Here is a 20,422-nt window from a genome sequence, read left to right as displayed (position 1 = left end):
TCCGCATCCCCGGGTCATGCAAATTTCTGTTGGAGCTGGGTGTCAGTGACATGCGCCAGCGCGCTGGTCCGGGCGGCTTCCAGCAGCGTCTCGTCCTGGCAGCTGAAGTCCAGCACCACATCCCGCGCCCCGATACCATTGGCCTGTTGCGCCCGGCGCACTGGCAGGTTGGTGATACCGGCCAGTTGCTGCAAAGTATCCTCGGGGCAATTGCCAATGATCGTGACACTCTCTGCCCTCAGGGTTTCCGGCAGTTTGACACAGGCAAAATACAAGGCCGCGGTGCTGCGGATCTGCTCCATCGGAGCAGGTAGCTGGCTGCCAAGGCCCACCCCCCGCAGCCGCGCAGCCAGGGTGTAACTCTCCAGCGGATCACCGCCCAGTTGCAGCCGCAGCTTGAGCGCGGTGTGCATGCGTTCAAGTGGGTGGTTACGGATAAACTCCGCCACCATAGCGGGTTTGGTCAGGCCGCCATGAGCCAGCGCCAGCCCATGCAGCACTTCCAGACCGCCGCGATAAGTGTCCCAGGCTGTCATCGCCTCGCTCAAACCCAGTTGCGCGCGGTTGTCGCCTACGAAATGGCGACTGATGGAGCAATAGAACGGGTCCTGCGCATAAATCAGATCCCCGGCACCGAGGTATTCGGCAGGGGTGGTGAAGGCCCAGAAGGCAATATCATTGGCAATTGGGTTCAGCGCTTTGAAGACCTCCCGGCGCAGGATGCAGATCTCCGAGTAGATTTTGTGTTCGGCAATATGCTCCAGCAGCTGGCTGTAGTTGCCCTGGGAAATGGTGACATTTCTGGGCTGTCGGTAGAACTGTCTGGTCGCATGGCCGCCGACCAAATCCTTGATCTGCCAGGGGGCGTAAAGCGCGCTGGCCGCCGGATTGGCATCCAGCATGGAAATGGCGTTCTGCAAGGCCTCGACGCGCAACCGGTCATCGTCGGCCAGATAGACCAAATAGGTGCCCTTTGCGGCACGCAGCGCCGCATGCATGTTGGGCACTGCCCCAATGTTTTCGCTTTGCTTCAGGATCGTCAAAGGCAGCAGCGCCCGCGACGTTTCCAACAGCGCCAGCGTATTGTCATCAGAGGCATTGTCGGAGACTATGATTTCGGTCTCGAACGGCAGCTGAGCCACCACCTCCTGCAGATGCACAAGCACAGTTTCCAGATACCTAGCCCGGTTATAGGTCGGAATGCAGATGCTGAGTTTCAGGTCTGACATAAAGGATGGATCCTATCTAAGTGAAAAATGTACAAGTACAGGTTTATTGCAGCCGTAATTCAGGCCGCTTGCGTTGCGGCGGACGGTTCCAGCTGAGTGGGTTCCGGCATAACCGTCCAGAAGCGGGTTCCGTGGTCCCTGGCCAGCCAGGCAAGATCTGCGGCGATCTCTTCCTTGATGTTCCAGGGCAGGATCAACAGATGCTGTGGCGGGTTTTCTCGCAGCGTTTCCACCGGGCGCACCGGGATATGGCTGCCGGGCAGGAAACGACCCTGTTTGAACGGCGCGGCATCGCAGACATAGGGCAACAGTCGCGCGCTGACACGGGCATAGTTCAACAGCGTGGTGCCTTTGGCTGCGGCACCATAGGCCGCTACGGTTTCGCCGCGCGATTTGCAGCCTGTCAAAAAGTCTAGCAGGCTGTCTGCGGCGTGATCAGCCTGGGCCTGCAGGGCGCGGGTAAAATCATTGATGTCGGGCACATGGGCATAGACATTGTTGCCGGCGATGAGATCGGCACCGCCGTCGTGACCCTGACCCTGCGCCGCCCGTTCCTGGCGCAGCGCCCGGGCGGTGGCCTCGGAGAAGAACTCCAGGCGGCCGCCGGTCTGGATCAGCTCGCCGGTGCTCAGCATGGTGATACGCCAGGGTTCAGCGGAATGGTTCAGGATGTTGAAATCACCGGTTCCCAGATCCAGGCTCACATCGGCGTTGTACAGCAGGTAGTTGGTGAAATATTCTTTGATCATGTGCCCCTTGTAGCCACACAGGATGATGGAATCCGTCAGCCCATGAGTGCTGTAGGTCTTCATGATGTGCCACAGGATCGGTTTGCCGCCGATTTCCAGTATCAAAGAAAATCTCACTTGAAATTTGGGGATATGCTGGCAGGGCTAGTTTTCCTGTACCGGGAAGTGGTGTTTCGGGTTTGGCAACCATTTTCTTTCCCTATTATCCACCAAACAAAGCGATGCACGGCGTATCATAATAAACGCCCTTCAGCGACGTTACTCAGTCAGAACGTCTGTTTGCCTGCGCCCCCTGGCCGATACGCCACCTAACAATCAATGCAATCACAATGCCGATGAGTATGAACTGCATTGTGTTTTGTGCAAGAACCCACCACCCGTATGGCGTGAGAATGCCGTCAACAGACCGAACAAATTCTCCTCCGCCAATTTGCGAGTTAAAGTTAGGGTTCAGCGACTGGCGCCAACCTTGATACCGTCCAATGGCAATACTGATAGCTGCAATGATGGACGCGATTACGCCGCCCCAAACACCGGCAGCAAGCCATGAAATGGCGTTTCTCATGAGACGTAGTAGGATCGGTGCTCCAATAGCCCAACAAGTGGCAAATGCAATTGGAAGGCCAAAAACTGCGGCCCAAGGCAAAATGAAAGGATTTGCAATAAGTGCAGGTCCCACAATTGCCAGCCATCCAAGGATCGCCGCACAATTCACCGCCCGCCGGAGATCTTTTCGACTGTATGGACTGGTCTCTTTCATCTTACCAACTCTCGTCACAGCTTTTCGCTCAAGCCCAAATAAACTCCATCGCTGAGTGCGCCGCAACTATCGGCCTATGTAGCCGCACATAATGTCCAGATCCACCAAGCAAAAACTATGGCCAACTCAACCCCCATTGGGGTGTTCTGCGAACCTGCCGACCGACTGCACAACAGAGCAATCCCCGCATCTGCTCAACGACAGGGATCGGTTTCCAGACCGTCGTTGCAATCGTCTTTGTTCCAGATGATGTTTTCTGGTTCCTGATCTTCACGTCCTGCTGGCGATGGTTCCAGCGCCACAGAATTTCGTCCAGATATCTTTGAAGATGTTGTCGGCCCAAGCGATGGTAAACACCAATCAGGGCGCGCTGCACTTGAGAGTTCACAGCCTCCACGGTGTTGATATGCGCTCCCTTGGAAGGCCGCGAATACTGTCGTTTGCCATGGTTGACAGTGTGGTGTGATGCAAAGCTCCGACCGATCTTCCGATAAGCGGTGTTGCTGTCGGTCATGAGGGCCGATGAAGGATCAATCCACTCTTTCATGATCGGCCCGAGTGTCGCACCCTGCGCATTCGGGATCAGAGTCGCCTTTGCCTGCCCAGTGCGATCCGCCGCGACCAGAACCATGGGCTTGCCTGTGCCTCGACCCCGCTTGTTCTTCACGCCTTTCTTGAACTTCGGCGCGCCACCGACATATGCCTCGTCCACTTCGACAACGCCGGCCAACCTGGCGGAAACAGCCTCACGGTCATCCATCAGCTCCCGGATCGCATGGCCCAGCTTCCACGCTGTCTTTTGATTCACTCCTAAGATCCGCGCCATAACGACAGAGGAGATTCCCTTGCTGGAGGTCAGCACCAGAAAGATGGCTGCAATCCAGATCCGAAGATCCAGCTTCGTGGCATGCATCGGTGTCTTTGTGGTGACCGTGAATTGAAGGCGACATTCCCGTTCGGCGCATTGGTAGAGACCCGGGCGAGCAGACCGTCCGCGAATGGGTGTTGAACTGAGGCTGCCACAATGCGGGCAATGACGACCAGACGGCCAGATCATCTCTTCCAAGAAGATACGAGCGTGGCGTTCACTTGGCATCTTCTTCCAAATGTCCCGCACCGATTTCAATTCTGTGATCATGCTTACCTCCGAAAAGTCCTGGGACAAGCAATATTGGCCTACTGCGCGATTTCCTAAGTGGTGCGGTTTGAATAGCGCAACTTAATAAGTCAGCATGTTTTCCATTTAGTTTTCAACTGCATCGTTTAACACCGGCTTTGTTTGGTGGATAATTGGGTTTTCTTTTAGGCCTTCTGGCATGGCCGCCGTGTGTTTGTGACCGGGCATACCGGGTTTAAGGGCAGCTGGCTGACCGCCTGGCTGCTGCAGATGCAGGCGCAGGTTTGTGGTTTTGCACTGCCGCCTTCGATGGCCGTGGTGCCCGAAGGGCGGCAAATCACGGATTACCGGAGCCGTCTGTCCTGCAGAAGTTGCTGATGCCCTTGGGGTTCGGCCCCATAAAACTTGTTGCCATACTTGTCATCTACTGGCTTTGAAATTCTATGAGATGTTCAATACCCGGAACGCTCTGCCATTGTCTGTCCGGTGATTCACGAAATCATATGACCAAAGGCGATTGCGGTACTCCGGCCGCAGCCGGACGACTGGATCCGTCGTTGCGCCAGCCGCCGGAGTGCCGAACTCTATGCAGTCGAGGTAGGGCGGCTGGACAGGGTGGGGCGTATTTTGAGAAAGCGTGCCGCCAGCGTGATCACCAGGAGCACTGCGCCGCCAGAAGCCCCAAGTTGGAACAGGGCCTGGGTTTTTGGATCAGCCGTAGACAGGATCTGTGGAACCAACAAAGCTCCTGGCAACAGTGTCAGAGCGCAGAATGCTGACGCTGCCAGTAAAGGTCGTAAAGGGGTGACAGAGAACTGCCGGGACTGAAAAATGCGTCGAGAGCGCAGCAAGAACAGCAACAACAAGGCCGGTAGAACAGGGCTGAGGATAAGGGTCAGGGAAATGCCGGTCAGCCCCATGCGCGGAACCAGCAGTTCAAACAGTACCAAGCGGCCCAGCAGATCCGCACCTATTGCTATGCCCACCAGTCTTACCAACGGCAGGTCGCTATCGGCAACAATGCGCATGAGCATCATGCGCAGCACCAGCGCCGAAACAGGTGCAAAACCCATCATCTGGGTCAGCGCCACAATCTCGGCGCGATCCGCCCCAGTGGCAAAGGCACCATACCCCAAAAGCAGCTCTACCAAGGCGGACGCATTCAGGGCCACGCCACAGGCGATCACCAGGACCAGCGCCAGCCCAATGACCAGCGCCTGCTGAAACAGGGCAGCGGGATCCAGATCAGGATCAGCTGTCGCCATGCGGCGGGACAGATCGGCAAAGACCACTGCCGCCAGTGCAGTAGCCAGCGTATTGCCCAACAAAGCGCCCAAACGTTGGCCAAAATCCAGCATCGCCACGCCACCTGTTCCATGGGCCGCGGCAATGGCGGTTTCCAGCCACAGGAACCCCAGTGCGGCCACCGCGAGCAGGGCGGCGGCCACACAGCGCCGGGCATGGGCTGCCCTCTGCGGTTTGGCGGGTTTTGGTTTGGGGGCGGTGTGGCTGTGGCGGCTGATCTGCAGTGTGACAGCAAATGTGAGCAGCAACGCAGCACCACTGGCTATCGTAAAGGCCCATGAGGCATTCACAGCGACATTGCCCAAAGTGGCAAGCGCCAGTGCAACGGCCAGGCGCGGAGCTTGTTTAATGGTGGCAAGACTGCCGAAAGCGCCATGAACATTGCCAAAGCAGGACAGCACCGTGGTCATGACAGCAAAGGGCACCGCAAGCGCAAAGATCTGCATGATCTGGGTGGCAAGGACGCGGGTTGTGCTGTCAAATCCGGGAGCGATCAGAGGCACCAGAACAGGCGCGGCTGCGATCAGCCCAACGGCAAGACCCCCTCCAGCCAGAAACACGGGGCCCGCAGATTTGCGCAGGATGGACCAGATTGTTCCCCCGGCGATGACCTGTGCTGCCACCATGGGCATAAACACAAAGCCGATGATCTGATGCAGGGTTTCGGTGATCGCCGTGATCAATCGCCGCCCCATGACAAAGGCATCTGCCTCGGCTCCTACCCCCAGCCTTCGTGCAATCAGATGGGCGACCACAAGCGCCAGAAGCAGCCCCAGCGCCTGACCGGAAAATTGAGCCAGCCCCTTGGAGACCAGTGACCGCCGTGATTTGGGAACGGTACTGGGGGCTGCTGGCCCGGAGGTATGCACGGAGGACTGGGTCACCAAGCAACTGCCTTAGGACTTGTTCCCTGATGCCATAAGTTTGGCTCCAAGCAGGGGATTGGGGGCCGCAGAGATTGCGATGCGGTTCACCGCTGCTGGCACCACTACATTGCCAAGCGCATAGCGATCAACCACATAGGCGCTGGTCTCATCTGTGGGTTCAAAGATATAGTGACCCGCCGTCTCTGTGGAAAAAAGTTGCAGATTGGCGCGACGCAGCCCGCCATTGCGCAGGCGCACGGTCAATTCGGCACGGGTTGTCGAGGGGGACAGAATGGCTGGAATCTTGACGGTATCACGTTCGAACGACTGGACATCATAGCAGGGCCCGCGCGCATTTTTAGGGTCAAGTGTGGTCAGGGTGAGATCCGCCCGCGTTACAGGGGCCTTCAGAGCGTCAGGCAGGAATTTATTCCCCAGAACCCGCAGAATCCGGGCGATCATCGAGAAAATGATGCGAAGGGTCAGGGCAATCTCTGCACGTAGCGAGACCGGACGGGACACATTGGCATTGTTCATGCGGGCGCGAATGCGCTTGCTGCTGCCGTGGCCAAAATAGGCCTGCGTTGGGCCCAGCAGTCCGGGGCGGACATCAAACCGGGTATCATATCCGGGGATGGACGTCATATGAATGGCGCGAATTTCAGCGCGAACCGGGCGCGGGCCGCAGATATTCATGTCGCCTTTGATCACATTCAGCAGCTGAGGCAGCTCATCTATGCGGGTGTCGCGCAGAAAGCGACCAAGCGGCGTGAAAATATCCGCATCCTTGGGCAAGGTACGATCCTTGGTGAGCGCGGCAGCGCGTTTGTCGCACAGCGTGCGGAACTTGAGGATATGAAACAGCGAGAAATTCCGGCCAATCCGCTCTCCGCGATAGAAAATCGAAGGTCCTTGCGTGGCCAGAAGCAGGATAACCACGCTCAAGAAAACAGGAAAACTAGCAACCAGCAACGCTGTGGCAACAGCAATATTGTAGAGACGATACGCCAGCGGATGTGCTGGCCGAAAACCGACATGGGTCATAGTTCAAACCATTTTTGGGTCACCGCAGCAATCAGTTGCGACGATCCAAACCTTCAGAGTTTCTAAGAACCGGATGTCGTTCCGATCCTTGCTGAAGGATGTTTTCCATTAAGATTCTATTAATAATTGGACTACTTTGAGGCTTTGTTGGACAGGGCGACGAATGATTTCTTTGGAAGGCCGCAGGAAGGGCTTATTTTCTTCACAATCTGCGCTTTGGCGCCTGTGTCTGTCAGATGTCTTGTCCGTCATCGCAGGCGGACACAAACAGAGGGACATCAAAGCGTTGCTGCCTTGGAGCGACGCCAAACCCGTGTGATCGGCGCGCCGCTTATGGCTGCGCCGATGATCCGGCCGACGTGCAGATGCGTCGCGAACGGATGGATGGTCTGAGACCTTTGGCGTTGTCTTGGGTTTTGATTGTGTGGGCCTTGCGCGCTTGTCACGGTGGCGCCGTGACATGCGCAACAGGTCCTGTACACGTGTTGCGCTCGATTTAGATGGGGGCCTTATGAAGAATTGCGAGGTTCTCTAGAAATCGGTGTCCATGTCGCCTTCGGTGAAAAACAGCGGCGTCCGGGCCAAATCGGTTTCTGTCGTGCAACGGCCATTGGCGTCGAAGTTGCGCAGGACAGCGCCGGATTGGCGGGATGTGAACAGGCCTGCGGTCTTGTATGCTTTGGTGGTCCAGCAATATTGTCCGGACAGTGCCGTGAGTGTTTCCACGTTGCGTTTTGTACCCAGGGAAATGGCTGTGCGGGTCAGGCTGGCAAATGTGTCCATGTCGCCGGGGCGGCAGAACAGATCGACAATCGACAATTGATGGCGCCTGTTGCTGCGCCGTTCTTTGGTGACCATATGCCCCTGTACAGAGCCCGCAGCGTCCAGAGCGTAAAACAGCCTATAGCCCGGGATTGGAAATTCGGCATAGCGCCAGTTTAGCAGCGCGGCGTCGCGGGTGAAAACAAGATCGAAATCCTCTTTGATATGCTGCCATAGCTGGTCAGACCGCTTGTCAAAACGGGGGATCTCCTGGACCGATCCTGTGCCTGTTTTGTTGGGCAGTTTGAGGTTGCCTGCAAGCTTCCACAGGAGATCAACGGGTGTGCCGACGGCGGCAGAAAGCTGCAGTTTCTTGGCCAGTAATGCGCCGGGGCGCAGGGGGCGGAAATGGCGGATCAGGGGGGTTTGCTGATGGGTGCCAAAGCGGCCATACAAAGGCACGAGCTTGGGCGAATTGGGCGTGCCGCACAGATAGTGATCTTCGCCTAGGAACTGGCGCATCAAGCGCAGCCCGGCACCGCGCTTGTCGGGATGCACATTGATAAAGCCCACCATATAGGATGGCTGTAGGTCTGCCTGTTGTTTCAGCACAAAGGGCAACAGGATTGCGACCGCCACCAACTGCCCCTGTTGGCGCAGCATATAGGTTTTGGCCGCTTGGTCTGATGTCACATGAGGCGCGGAAAACATCCAGTCCCAGGCAGCGCGTTTGCGCTCAATGGCTTCGGTTCCGAAACTCAGCTCGGACAGTTGGAGGATGTCGTCACGATCCCTATTGGAGGGTTTGCCTTTGATGATGTCCAACTGCATGGGGGGCTATGGAATTCCTGCTGTCTTTGGATCTGGTTCGCTTTGGCTGATCCTGTTCCTGATCAATATGCGCCGCCTGGATAGGGTGATAAAGGCCTGAGGAAACAGTTTTCTGGCCAGGTGATGCGTCCATATTGCGCCCCCTGTGGCGCCGGATCCCCTAGGGCGCGGCAAGAACCTGATCAAAAACCGCCTGATAGGCTGCAACGGCATGGGTGACGTCAAAGCCGGTGACTGCGTCAAACCCGGCCTCCCGGTAACGCTGGCGGGCGGCGCGGTCCTGGGCCAGATCCGTAACGGCGGCGGCCAGCGCAGCAGCGCTGTGATCGGACAGCAATCGCCCGGCACGCCCGCCTTGCAACAGCTGCGGCGGGCCAAAGGGGCAATCGACACTAATCACCGGTACGCCACGCGCCATGGCTTCGATTATGGCATTGCCCAGCCCTTCGCGCCGAGAGGTGCAGACAAAAAGATCTGCGGCACTGTGGACTGCATCCATGTCGTCAGCATAGCCGGGTAAAGTGACTGTGCCAGTCAGATTTTTGCTGGCAATCAGTGCTTCAAGCCTGGCGCGTTCTGGGCCTTCACCGTGGATGGTCAGCCGCAGGTCGGGATGCTGGGCATGGGCCAGGGCAAAGCTGTTGATCAGCAGATCAAACCGTTTTTCCGGCGCCAATCGGCCCACAGAGACAATGTGCTGTGCCCGATCTGGCAGGGGGCGCAAGGGGGCGATGGTGTCGACCACCGGGTTGGGCAGACAGGTGAATTTCGGCGCATGCGCCCCCAGCAGCGTCTGCAAATCCGTTCCGATCTGGTCGATGGGGCCACCCGTCAAATTGGCACGGGGATAGAGCAGCCGCATGGCCAAGCGTCTGAGCGCTGGCTGTTTGGCTTCGGCCAGGAAGGCGAGCGGGGGCGTGTGCTCCATCACCAAGGTGCACGGCCGGGCCTTGTTGCGCCCAAAAGGCAGGGCGGCGGCCATCAAAGCATAAAGATTGACGGCATTGGTTACAGTCACCAACAGGTGCACATCTGCCTGACCACACAGGCGGGACAATTCAAAGATACAGCCCGGAGGTTTGGGGCGGGACAGCCTGTGCAGTATGACATCCGCTGGCAGCTGGCACAGCAATTCGCCCCGCTGCTGTTGAAGGATCAGATGCGGCTGGAACCGGCGCCGATCCAGCCCTTGCAGGACTTTCAGCACCACGGTTTCGACGCCGCCGGCGGCAAAATGCGGGAGGAAAAAGGCGATGTTCCTGCGCATCAGATGTCCTTTTGCTGGGCATGGCTTTGATGTGACGTGGTCGGGAGCTGCGCCACTGGTCTTTTCCACGACTGTTCCGACGCTGCAATACTGCGTTAATAAATTAACTTTCAAACATAGTCGCGACCTCGTAACAGCAGTAATATCCCATTTGTGGGCAAATTGCGGAGTAAACATGCGATTTTTGGGGGCAGGCTATGCGCTAGGCATATGTCTCGCGCTGGCGTCAGTGACGCAGGCAGGAGCACAGGAGTATTTATTGGCGCCGGGGGATCGAATTGAAGTTTCGGTTTTCGCGCGGCCCGATATTTCCAAGCAGTATCGTATTCGCACCGATGGCACGATCTCGATGCATCTGATCGGGTCTATCCAGGCTGCTGATCTCAGCCCGGCGAAACTGGAAACCCGTATCGAGGCCCGCCTTGGGGTGTTTTTTGACGAACCGGTATCGACAACACTGGAGGTCGCCGACTGGCGCCCCGTTGTTGTGAGCGGGGATGTAATGGAACCCGGCGCAATTGTTTTTCGCCCCGGCACCGACGTTCGCGCCGCGCTGGCCGAGGCGGGCGGGGCGATACGGGGCTTGCCAACGGGCGATAGTGGCAGCGCCATGCGGGTGCAAAGTGAAGTCGGCGATCTGGCCCAATATGAGGCCCGTTTGGCACCATTGCTGGCGGAGCGCAGCCGCCTGATAGGTGAGACGACCACAGGTCAGGAGCCGACAGACGGGCGTGATCCGGTTCTGGCAGCCATGGAGGATCTGGTGGGGGGTGAGGTCGCAGCAGAACTTGTTGCGGCACAGGCCTTGCTGGCGGAGCGCGAAACCCAGCAAAGCATACTGGAAAAAGCCGCCCGGCAAACGCAGCAGGCGCTAGCTGCCAGCGAGGCCGACGCCTATGGCACACGACAGGAGATCATAGGTGAGCAGCTGGCTCTGACCCGGGATGAGCTGATCAAGCAAGAGGAATTGCTGGAGCGGCGCATTTCGATCGCGTCGAAAGTTCTGGATTTGCGGCAGGATGCCACCAGCCTGCGCAGCGAGGAGCTGGAAGCGGTCGGGCTGCAGGCCGCGGCCGAGCAGAAACGGGACCGGGCCATTGCGGGCCAGCAATTGGCCGAGGCCACGCGCGCACGCGATGTTGCGGTGCGGCTGACCCAATTGGAGGCGGAAATCACCGAATTGAACGCTCGGATCGCACAATCGCGTGTCTTTATCGAGAACTTTGGTGGGGCGGCGCTGTTGATGGACGCCAAGGTACGCACCGAAACCTATATGGTCTATCGCCGGACTGGTACCGGGCTGCGGCGGCAAGAGGTCGGAGCCGATATGTTGCTGCATCCCGGTGACATTCTGGAGGTGACCGTCGCGACCGAGCCGCTGGGGCAATGAGGTGGTCCGTCTTAGGTGCGCTGGTGTTTGTGCTGCTGGTCGCGGCACTGTCACCAATGCGTGCTGCCCAAGCCAGGGATTTGGAACAGATCACAGGGTCTGGGGGTGTGGATCTGTCCATGCTGCAGGTGACACCCAATGCACGGCTGGGGCTGGCATTTCCGGGAAGTGACCCCAAGTATTACCGCTATGTCGCCGAAGCGGGCATTGGTGTCGTGCGGATTTCTGCCGCCTGGAAATGGCTTGAGCAGGGGCGGGACAATTTTGATTTCACAGGCCTGGACCGCCGTATTCATGGTTTGCAGACCCTGGGGCTGACGCCCTTTGTGACGTTTGAATCCAATGCTGATTGGGCGACCATCGAACAGACACATAAGGTCAAAAACGCCCAGCCCAAGGATCTGGCGCATTGGGCGCGGTTTGTAGAAACGGTGGTGGAGCGTTACGACGGCGATGGCCGTGATGACATGCCCGGCCTTACGTCGCCAGTGCGCTATTGGCAGGTGGCCAATGAATGGATCAGTGACAGCAACCGGTCCGGGGGCTGGGCTGGCAGCACAGCGGATTTGATTGCCTATGTCAGCGCGTCACGCACTGCGATCAAGGCCGCTGATCCTGAGGCCATCGTTGTGATGGGGGGCGTGGCTGCCTTTAATATGGATCTGCTGCTGGTGGCGCGCGACGGGTTTGATTTTTCCGTGCGCCAAAGTTGGAGTGCGACCTCGGAAACGGTGATGACCAGGGCTGAGATACAGGGCCAGAAGGTGGCCAGTATTATTGACAACAGGGTTCTGCCCGTGCTGCGGCAGGCGCCGTTTGATGTGGCTTCGGCACATCTTTATGGCCCTGAAGACCGGGATGGCGCGCGTCTGGATCTGCTGCGACGTCTGAGCAACAAGCCGGTTGTCTCCTCGGAATGTGGTGGTCCAACTCTGGACTATGGTGGTGAGTACAGTGGCGCAGCACATTTTCGGGCGGTCATTGAACGCAATCTGAATGTGCTGGCGGCGGGGGGGCAGTTTTGCCTGTGGTTCCGGCTGGGCGAGTCCGGCGGCAGCACCTATGGCAATGCCCGCACCGCACTTTATGACGCCAAGGCCCGGCCCAAACCGGGTGTCTTTGCCTATCGCGCGCTGGGGCGGCTGCTGGATACGCAGGCCACTGTTGCACAGCAGCGTCCCGGGCATTTCCTGATCCAGCGCGGGGCGGGGCAGGAGATATCTGTTGCCTGGGGCCCACCAGCACAGGACCTGCGCCGCGAGCCTGAATTCTATTGTTTGTCCGCGGCCCAAACCGGCCAGCTGAGCACAGACAGCCATGCCTGCGCGCCTGGCGCGGTGACCTTTGCCGGTGCAGGCCTTTGGTCGCTGTTTTCCCCTTTCACCCAATGACACCCGGAAAGATCTCCGATGCTGAACCACTACATTGAGCTTCTAAGCCTGTTCCGCCGTAAGATCCTGAAGACAGCGTTGTTTTCGGCGGGTGCGGCGTTGGTACTGAGCCTGTTGTTGCTGAAGGAAATGCCGATCTATGAATCGAGTGTTACCATGAATATGCAGCCCTCGCAGGAGGATCTGAGGTTCAACAGCGCCTTTCTGGGGGTGAGCCAGTTCAATCCTGCGACGATCATTGCGCAGTCGCATATCGAACGCTTGCTGTCGCGCCCGGTTGCCGGCCGTGCGATTGATATTCTGGTCAGCCAAAACGATGGCAATATGCCCTCTGATCCGCCCAGCGTGATCGGAAAACTGCGCAAGGCCGTGTTCAGATGGTTGCGGATCCTGAACTCTGGTTATTTTGTGGATCTGCCCGAACGGGAGCAATACATCAGTGATCTGATCAGCGCCAGCAACATCGAGATTGTCGAAGGCTCCTATATCTTGCAAGCCTCGGTTTCCTACACGGATCCGGTGATTGCTGCGGCGGCGGCCAATGCTCTGGCACAGGCCTATATCGAAGCCGCACAGGAAGAGCTGAGCCGTGATGCAGCACGCGTGGATGACGCGCTGAAGGCGGTGCAGGAAGATGAAGAGGCAAAGCTGGCACTTCTGCTGGAAGAGCGCTGGTCTCTGGAGAAACAGCTTGGCGTTTCCAGCCTGGCTGCGGAACGTAGTTATCGGCAGGACAATCGCAGCGCCGCACGGCACGCCTTGGAAGAGGCCAATGTGGTGCTTTTGGAACGCGAGTCCCAGCTGGAGGCGCTGGTTGCTGCGATTGCCCGCGAGGGGGATGCAGGGATCTCGCGTCAGCTGCGTCAGGATCTGGTCAAGATCCGTGGCGCCCTTGCCTCTGCCAGGGTGCGCCAGGCGCAAAGGCAGGACAACCTGGATGCGGCAGAACAGGCATTGCAGGATCTGGGACAGGCGCAAGAGGCCTTTGTGGCGGTGGATCAACGGATCGCTGACACGCGCACCGAACTGGCCGATCTGCAAGAACGCCGTATTCAGACCGAACTGGCGCGCAATGCGCAACTGTCGCAGGTGCGGATCATCAGTGCGGCTGAACCCGCTGTGTATCCCAAGTTCCCGATGGTGATGTTCAATACGGTTGTTGGTTTCATTGTCGGCAGCCTGGTGATGCTGGTGCCGATCTTTGCCAGTGATGTTCTGGGCACCCGTCTGCGCACCAGCGAGGATGTGCGGGCGATTTTTGGCGCGCGCAGTCTGCCGCGTCTGACACCGGCCCTGCTGTCGGCGGCGAAGTCAGTTGTGAAACGGGACCGGGCTGCCACACCTGCGCTGCGGGCCTTTGCAGAGCAGGTCGGGCATCGTCTGGCGGTCGAGGGCAGCGGACGCTGGCCCACCGATACGCTCTATGTCACCACCCAGGGTGCCTCTGCCAATGCGAATGATCTGCAATTGGTCATGCAGGCAGTGGTCAAGATTCTGGGGCGCAAAAACGCGCAGGGTGAGCCGCTGCCAGTCACGGCGCTGTTGCCGGTGTCGCAGATTTCCGATTGGTCTGCACTGTCGCGCCACCATCTGGTGATTGGCCTGGCCTCTGGCGGAACCAATGAGGCCGAGGTCATTGGTTTGGCCGGGGGCGCGCAGGTGTCCGAAAATGGCCGCAGCCCCTCTACCTTTGCAATGTTGTTGACGTGACGGCCACAGGGACAGAAGGGCGTCGTCAGGCCCGAAAGCGTGGGTTTCGCCGCGCCGCGCTGATTTTGGGCGCGGGAGGGGCTGTTGCGCTGGCTGCTCTTCTGGCTGACGGGCCGTTGCTGGCTTTGCTGCTGGGTATTGCCTGTCTGATCTGGGCTGCCTGGCAGCTGTATCAACCGGGCGGTGTGCCCATTCTGGTCTATCACAGCGTGTCACCGGATGCAGGTTGGCTGCCCTGGGCACGCAATACTTCGGTGCGCCCTGAGGTGCTGCGCTGCCATCTGGCTGCGTTGCGGGCCGGGGGCTGGCGGGTGATCGCGACTCAGGAGTTGATCCAGGCGCGCCAAAGCGGCACTGCGCTGCCCCGCCGGACTGTGGTGCTGCAGTTTGATGATGCCTATCTGGACAACTATCTTTTTGCGGTGCCCATCCTGCGGGAATTCTCTGCCCCTGCGATGTTCTTTGCCTCCACCGATTTCATCGCAGAGGGCGAGAGTTTGCGCCAAGATGCCCGCAGCCAGGGTGCAGCAGCCTGGGCAGGCTATATGAATGCCGCCGAGCTGCGCGCTTTGGATGCCGATCCGCTGTTCACGGTTGAGGCCCATGGCACCAATCATGCTCGTATTCCAGTGTCGGATGCGCCTGCTGAAACGGTTCAGGGCGATGACTGGAAACCCCATGCGCCGCTTAGCTGGGCAAAGGGGGAAGGGAATAAATCGCTTTGGTACAAGGCGGCCACTGCGCCCGAGATCTTGGCTCCGGGCTGCGTATTGCCGTGCCATGACTCGGCGCTGGCAGGGCGCTGGTGGCGGGATGGGCGGGCTGAAACAGAGGCCGAGTTTAGAGCCCGTGTTACGGCCATGCTGACCGAGGCCCATGGCCGACTTGAGACGGTACTGGGCCGCGCGCCGAACGTGATGGCCTGGCCCTTTGATCGCTGTGATGAAGTATCTCTGCAGGCAGCCTATGACGCGGGGTTCACTGCGGTGACCGGCGGGAATGGCGAAAATCGTGTGGGCGAAGCCGCAACAGTCCTGAGCCGAATTCATCTGCAGGATCACGCTTTTGGCCCGGGCCCTTTGTGGCTCGAAGCGCTGGCCGTACGAGCCCGTGCCCAGGCTGCATCGGGGCATTGGATTTGGCATGTGCTTGTGGCACTGGCGGCACGCCGACGGCGGCGGCTTCTGGGGGCCTCGGGCTATGGGGCGCCGTGATGACGGGAGAGTTTGGCAAACGGCTGACATCGCGGATACAGGACTGGCAGACGGCTGTCTGGGGTGGTGCCAGTGGGCTGTTAGTAGTGCTGGTTGGACTGTTGGCCAACCCGGTCCTGACTATCGCCATGCCAATCGGTCTGATGCTGGGTCTCTTGCTGTTCTGGCATCCGTTTCTGGGGGTTCTGTCGCTGGCGGTGTTTGCCCATCTGGATGCCGTGGAAAAGCTGCTTTTTGGATTTCTTCCGTTGTCCTACTTCAAGCTGACGGCGGCGGCCTGTGCGGTGGTGATGATCCTGCGCGGATCGCAGTTGCGTGCCCAGATCCGCACGCTTCTGAGCGAGCCCGTGGCAATATTGGGTCTGGTGTTTCTGGTTCTGGCCTTTGTCAGCGCTCTGTTTGCCAGCAATAAGGCACAGGCGCTGGATGCGTTGAAAACATACATCAGCCTTTATCTCTTGATGGTTCTGGTAATTGTCTTTGCCGCGACCAAGACCCGCATCCGTTTGTTGCTTTATATGCTGGCGGCGACATCGCTGGCGACGTCCCTGCTGCTGTTTCTGGATCTGTATGGCGGTATCAGCATTGCCAAGGCCGAAGCCGCCACCACCGCGCGCACCGCCGAAGGGTTCGACCGCTCTTCTGGCGGATCGGATTATAACCCGACCACGGCGGCCTCGTTATTGCTGACCGGGGTGATTTTTGCGCTGGTGCACGCACTGGAAAGCCCCCGGCTGCGTATGGCGATGCTGGCGACTGTGGTTCTGGGTACCCTTGCGGTGATCCTGTCCTTTGCCCGCTCTGCGGTGGTTGGGTACGGAGTTATTGGGCTGCTGCTGATGTGGCGCTATCGCCACGAGAAGTTCCTGCCGCCGATGATCATCTGCGCGCTGTTTGGTCTGGTGCTGGCATCGCCCTTTATTCCGGGTGAATATTGGGAGCGGCTTTGGTCGATCTTTGGCGGCAGTGGCGGCGATTGGACCCTGGGGCGGCGATGGAGCTATAACCTGATTGGCCTGAACCTGCTGGGCGAAAACCCTGTGCTGGGGGTGGGGCCGGGCAATTTCCCGCATCATTTCACAAATCCAGAATATCGCTACCTGCCCGGGCGTACCCTGCTGGGGCGGGAATTGCACAATATGTTCCTGTCGGTTGCGGTGCAGATGGGGCTGGCTTCGCTGTCGTTCTTTTTCATGCTGGGATATGGGCTGGCGCGGCTGCGGGCGGTTTTGCGCGAACCGGCTGACGCCGAGCTGAGGGTCTTGGCGCGAGCGCTGATCTATGCCTTTGGCGCCTATCTGATTGTCAGCCTGTTCCTGCCCAACGAGTTTACCAAATACACCTGGCTTCTGACCGCGCAGGCTGCGGCGCTGTTCCAGGTCAATAAATCCTTGAAAGGCCGGACATGAACACAATCGGCGTTGTGACACAGACCGCCGAACGGGCTGAAATGGCGCCTGCCGACCGCAGAAAGCTGTTGGTGGTGGTCAGCGAATTTCCCAAGATCACCGAGACCTTTGCCTATCGCAATCTTGTGGAATATGACCGCATGGGTCATGAACCCTGGCTGTTTCATATCAAACCCTATCGCCATCACGACAAGGTCCATGCCTTCTTTGAGCCGCTGATGCACCGGGTCTTCAGCCTGCCCTATCTGGGGGCTTCCAGCCTGCTGCCAATGCTGGCCGAATGGATCCGCGCACCGCGCCGGATGGCCTGTCTGGCGGCGCGCCTGATCCGCGCCCATTGGCGCGAGCCCAAACGCGGGCTGGCGGTGGCGGCGCTCTATCCCAAGGCCGTCGCGCTGGGGCGCTGGTGCCGGGCGCAGGGCATCGACCATGTGCATGGAGAATTTGCCGGCCACCCGGCCAATGCCGCCTTTATTGCGTCGCAGGTGGGCGGCGTGCCGTTCAGCTTTACGGCCCATGCCAATGACATCTTTGTCAGTCAGGCGATGCTGGTAGACAAGGCACAGGCCGCGCGATTCATCCGCTCAATCAGCGCCTATAACATCCGCTTCCTGTCCGAATTGGAGGGGTTTCCGACAGAACGCTTGAAGTTGATCCGCTGTGGCGTGGTTGCTGAGCAGACCCGAACCCCTGCACCTGAAGCCCCGGATCAGTCGCCTGACGGAGAAGGTTTGCGCATTCTCTATGTGGGTTCCTTGATCGAAAAGAAAGGCGTGCGGCACCTGCTGGAGGCGCTGGCCCAACTGCCCACGAAGATGCGCTGGCGCGCCCGCATTGTCGGCGGTGGTGACCTGGCGGCGGCGTTGCAGGCGCAGGCAGAGGCATTGGGACTTGGTGCGCGGGTGCAGTTTAACGGTCCACTGACCGCTGAAGAGGTGGCGGAGGCGCATCGCTGGGCGCATGTGCTGGTGGTGCCCTCGATCATTGCCACGTCGGGCCGGGTAGAAGGTATTCCAGTGGTGCTGATGGAGGCTATGGGCCATGGCCGTGCGGTGATTGCCAGCGCTCTGTCGGGCATCCCCGAACTGGTTGAAGACGGCCAGACCGGCTGGCTGACAGAGGCCGGTGATGCCAGCCACATTGCCAATGCCTTGCAAGAGATTGCCGGTGACTGGCCGCGGGCGGCAGCGATTGCTGCGGCTGGTCAGGCCCGCATTCAAACTGACTATCTGATTTCCGAAAATGCGCGCGCCCTGGCGGCGGCGATGACGACAGACCCACAAAGGACCCCCCCCTGATGTTGACTGCCCTGTTTTGGATTTCCGCGCTGGCGCTTGGGTATTCGCTGATTGGCTATTCCCTGATCCTATTGGGGCTGGGACGGTTTTTTCCTGCCTGGTCCCCCCGTGTGGATGCGCCGATGCCTGCCAAGGTAAGTTTCCTGATTGCCGCCTATAACGAGGCCCCGGTGATTGCGGAAAAACTGCGCAATACCCTGGAGCTGGCGCGCGGCGACTGCGCGCTGGAGGTGATCCTGGTCTGTGACGGCTCGAGCGACGGCACGGCACAGGTCGCGCGCAGGGTGGAGGATCCGGCGATAAACGTGCTGGAGCCTGGTCGTCAGGGCAAGGCGCTGGCACTGGCATGCGGGTTAGAGAAATGCAGCGGCGATGTGGTGGTGTTCTCTGATGCCAATGCGATGCTGGCGCCCAATAGCCTGCTGGCGATGCTGCCCCATTATCAAGACCGCCGTGTGGGCGGGGTTTGCGGGCAAATCACGGTCCAGGCCAAGGACGGCGGCATCGGCATGTCAGAGGGGCTGTTCTGGCGCTATGATCAGGCGATGAAACATGCCGAGGCCCAGTTGGGCGGCACGGTATCTGCGCAGGGGTCTGTCTATTCGATGCGTCGCGAGCTGGCGCGGGCGCCGAGGCTGGGCTGTACCGATGATTTTGACATTTCGGTGGCCGCCGTCCATGCGGGCAAGCGACTGGTGTTTGAACCTGACGCGCGCACCAGTGAAACCACCACTGAAGAGGTCAAAAGCGAAATGCGCCGGAGAATCCGGTCGTCGGAGCGGGGCTGGCGCAGCCTGATGCAGAATGCCGCGTTGATGAACCCCTTTGCGCATGGGCTTTATGCCTGGCAGCTGTTCTCGCACAAGCTGATGCGGCGGCTGAACCCGCTGTTTCTGGTGCTGCTGTTTGTCAGCAATCTGCTGCTGATCGACAAGGGCGGGTTTTATCTGCTGACCGGCATCGGGCAGATCAGCTTCTATGGAATGGCACTGGCGGGGTTGATCCGGCCTGACCTGCGCCGCCTCAAACCGGTGGCGCTGGCCGCGTTTTTCACCTTTGCCCATGTGGCCATGGGTTGGGGTATTCTGCGCTGCATGGCCGGGCGTCAAAGCACTCTGTGGACACCCTCCAGGACCAAGGCCTGAACAGATGAATGAGCAGACCACGACAGAGGGGGACGGTGCAATTTTTGTGCTGGGGCTGCAACGTTCAGGCACCACCTGGCTGGCCAATATGATTGTTGGATCGGGCGTGGTGGCGGCGGTGACGGCGCCTGAACATCAGGGGGTGCATGAAAGCGTGTTCTTCTCCCATTTTGCCCGCGCCTTTGGCGAATTTGCCAATCCGACGGCGCGCGCCGATTTTGAGGAAGCGCTTGCGCAATCGGATTACTTTCTGCTGACGGGCTTGCCGCGGGCGTTCCTGCGCGACACCGTTGCCACTGCCCAGGATTATGCAGAAGTCTTTGAACGTCTGATGCGCCGTGTGATGGTTGATCAGGGCTCCAGGCGCTGGCTGGAGAAATCCCCCCACCACACATTGCTGGCAGCAGAACTTGCGGCACGCTATCCAAAGGCGCAGTTTATCTGTGTGGCGCGGCGCAGTGAAACGCTGCTGGCCTCAAGACTGGCCGCCTATGGGCGCATCCCGTCGCGCGGGATGAAGCGTCTCGGCGACCTGTTGCGCGGGGCGCTTGTCAATGCGCTGTACACGCGCCATCTGACAGGATTTGCCAAAGGTAACCCCCAAGTGCTGATGATGCGCTATGATGACTTTGCCAAAGACATCGAGCCAGGCCGCGCGGCGCTGATTGACTTCCTGCGCCTGCCGGTTGCGCCAACAGCGCTGCACAGCGCCTTTGCCGCCAATTCCAGCCACGCAATTGATGGCAAGACCCGGATGCTGAGCGCGGTTGACCGTCTGATGATCCGATTGGGGGATGGCCTGGGGGCGGTGCTGCCGCTTGCGCTTTTGACTGCAATAGAAGCCAGACGCCGCAAGCGGCGGGGTACGGATTGGCCCGATTGGGTCTGGCAGAAAAGCGGCTGGCGCCCCCCCTTGGTGTGAACTCACTGTGAGC

The 20,422-nt window shown here is 59.2% G+C and carries 16 protein-coding genes and 1 pseudogene; 8 read left to right on the top strand and 9 right to left on the bottom strand.

Annotation, left to right across the window (positions count from 1 at the left end; all coding sequences use genetic code 11):
* Positions 1-14 precede the first annotated feature (14 nt).
* From ACP151_RS08835 to ACP151_RS08795, 9 genes and pseudogenes are all read right to left on the bottom strand, one after another.
* Positions 15-1,229: a glycosyltransferase family 2 protein gene (locus tag ACP151_RS08835; protein ID WP_424978520.1), complete on the bottom strand. Its 1,215-nt coding sequence runs from the start codon at positions 1,227-1,229 to the stop codon at positions 15-17.
* Positions 1,230-1,288: 59 nt separating this feature from the next.
* On the bottom strand, positions 1,289-2,095 hold the full coding sequence (locus tag ACP151_RS08830; protein ID WP_424978519.1) for a hypothetical protein: 807 nt from the start codon (positions 2,093-2,095) through the stop codon (positions 1,289-1,291).
* 145 nt (positions 2,096-2,240) lie between these two features.
* On the bottom strand, positions 2,241-2,738 hold the full coding sequence (locus tag ACP151_RS08825; RefSeq protein ID WP_424978518.1) for a hypothetical protein: 498 nt from the start codon (positions 2,736-2,738) through the stop codon (positions 2,241-2,243).
* 115 nt (positions 2,739-2,853) lie between these two features.
* Positions 2,854-3,876: an IS1595 family transposase gene (locus ACP151_RS08820; RefSeq protein WP_424978517.1), complete on the bottom strand. Its 1,023-nt coding sequence runs from the start codon at positions 3,874-3,876 to the stop codon at positions 2,854-2,856.
* A gap of 426 nt (positions 3,877-4,302) precedes the next feature.
* Positions 4,303-4,420, bottom strand: a pseudogene (locus ACP151_RS08815) (IS3 family transposase); the annotation flags it as partial.
* 19 nt (positions 4,421-4,439) lie between these two features.
* The gene (locus ACP151_RS08810) at positions 4,440-6,044 is read right to left on the bottom strand and encodes a lipid II flippase MurJ (RefSeq protein ID WP_424978516.1); all 1,605 of its coding nucleotides are present in this window, start codon (positions 6,042-6,044) and stop codon (positions 4,440-4,442) included.
* A gap of 12 nt (positions 6,045-6,056) precedes the next feature.
* A complete protein-coding gene (locus tag ACP151_RS08805; protein ID WP_424978515.1) occupies positions 6,057-7,070 on the bottom strand; it encodes a sugar transferase in 1,014 nt (337 codons plus the stop codon).
* A 531-nt stretch (positions 7,071-7,601) separates the two neighbouring features.
* Positions 7,602-8,663 (bottom strand): hypothetical protein, encoded by a 1,062-nt coding sequence (locus tag ACP151_RS08800; protein ID WP_424978514.1) that lies wholly within the window; start codon positions 8,661-8,663, stop codon positions 7,602-7,604.
* 160 nt (positions 8,664-8,823) lie between these two features.
* Complete coding sequence (locus ACP151_RS08795; protein ID WP_424978513.1) at positions 8,824-9,930, bottom strand: glycosyltransferase; 1,107 nt, start codon at positions 9,928-9,930, stop codon at positions 8,824-8,826.
* 229 nt (positions 9,931-10,159) lie between these two features.
* Between ACP151_RS08795 and ACP151_RS08790 the strand changes: the two genes are divergently transcribed.
* The 8 genes from ACP151_RS08790 to ACP151_RS08755 are packed head-to-tail and all read left to right on the top strand — an operon-like array spanning position 10,160 to position 20,409.
* Entirely contained in the window at positions 10,160-11,320 is a 1,161-nt protein-coding gene (locus ACP151_RS08790; protein WP_424978512.1) for a polysaccharide biosynthesis/export family protein, read from the top strand.
* Positions 11,317-12,711, top strand: coding sequence for a hypothetical protein (locus ACP151_RS08785; protein ID WP_424978511.1), 1,395 nt, complete (start codon positions 11,317-11,319; stop codon positions 12,709-12,711). The genes ACP151_RS08790 and ACP151_RS08785 overlap by 4 nt, the downstream gene beginning before the upstream one ends.
* Positions 12,712-12,729: 18 nt before the next feature.
* Entirely contained in the window at positions 12,730-14,421 is a 1,692-nt protein-coding gene (locus ACP151_RS08780) for a hypothetical protein (RefSeq protein WP_424978510.1), read from the top strand.
* On the top strand, positions 14,418-15,635 hold the full coding sequence (locus ACP151_RS08775; RefSeq protein WP_424978509.1) for a polysaccharide deacetylase family protein: 1,218 nt from the start codon (positions 14,418-14,420) through the stop codon (positions 15,633-15,635). The genes ACP151_RS08780 and ACP151_RS08775 overlap by 4 nt, the downstream gene beginning before the upstream one ends.
* On the top strand, positions 15,635-17,044 hold the full coding sequence (locus tag ACP151_RS08770) for an O-antigen ligase family protein (protein ID WP_424978508.1): 1,410 nt from the start codon (positions 15,635-15,637) through the stop codon (positions 17,042-17,044). Before ACP151_RS08775 ends, ACP151_RS08770 begins: the two co-directional genes overlap by 1 nt.
* Entirely contained in the window at positions 17,041-18,342 is a 1,302-nt protein-coding gene (locus tag ACP151_RS08765; RefSeq protein WP_424978507.1) for a glycosyltransferase family 4 protein, read from the top strand. Before ACP151_RS08770 ends, ACP151_RS08765 begins: the two co-directional genes overlap by 4 nt.
* The gene (locus ACP151_RS08760) at positions 18,342-19,487 is read left to right on the top strand and encodes a glycosyltransferase (protein WP_424978506.1); all 1,146 of its coding nucleotides are present in this window, start codon (positions 18,342-18,344) and stop codon (positions 19,485-19,487) included. Before ACP151_RS08765 ends, ACP151_RS08760 begins: the two co-directional genes overlap by 1 nt.
* Positions 19,488-19,491: 4 nt before the next feature.
* Positions 19,492-20,409 (top strand): sulfotransferase family protein, encoded by a 918-nt coding sequence (locus ACP151_RS08755; RefSeq protein WP_424978505.1) that lies wholly within the window; start codon positions 19,492-19,494, stop codon positions 20,407-20,409.
* Positions 20,410-20,422: the final 13 nt, after the last annotated feature.

This window comes from Leisingera sp. S232 (assembly GCF_049800895.1).
Taxonomy (GTDB): Bacteria; Pseudomonadota; Alphaproteobacteria; order Rhodobacterales; family Rhodobacteraceae; genus Leisingera.
The sequence above is the reverse complement of the archived record's forward strand: the minus strand, read 5'-3'. Positions and strand labels throughout refer to the sequence as shown.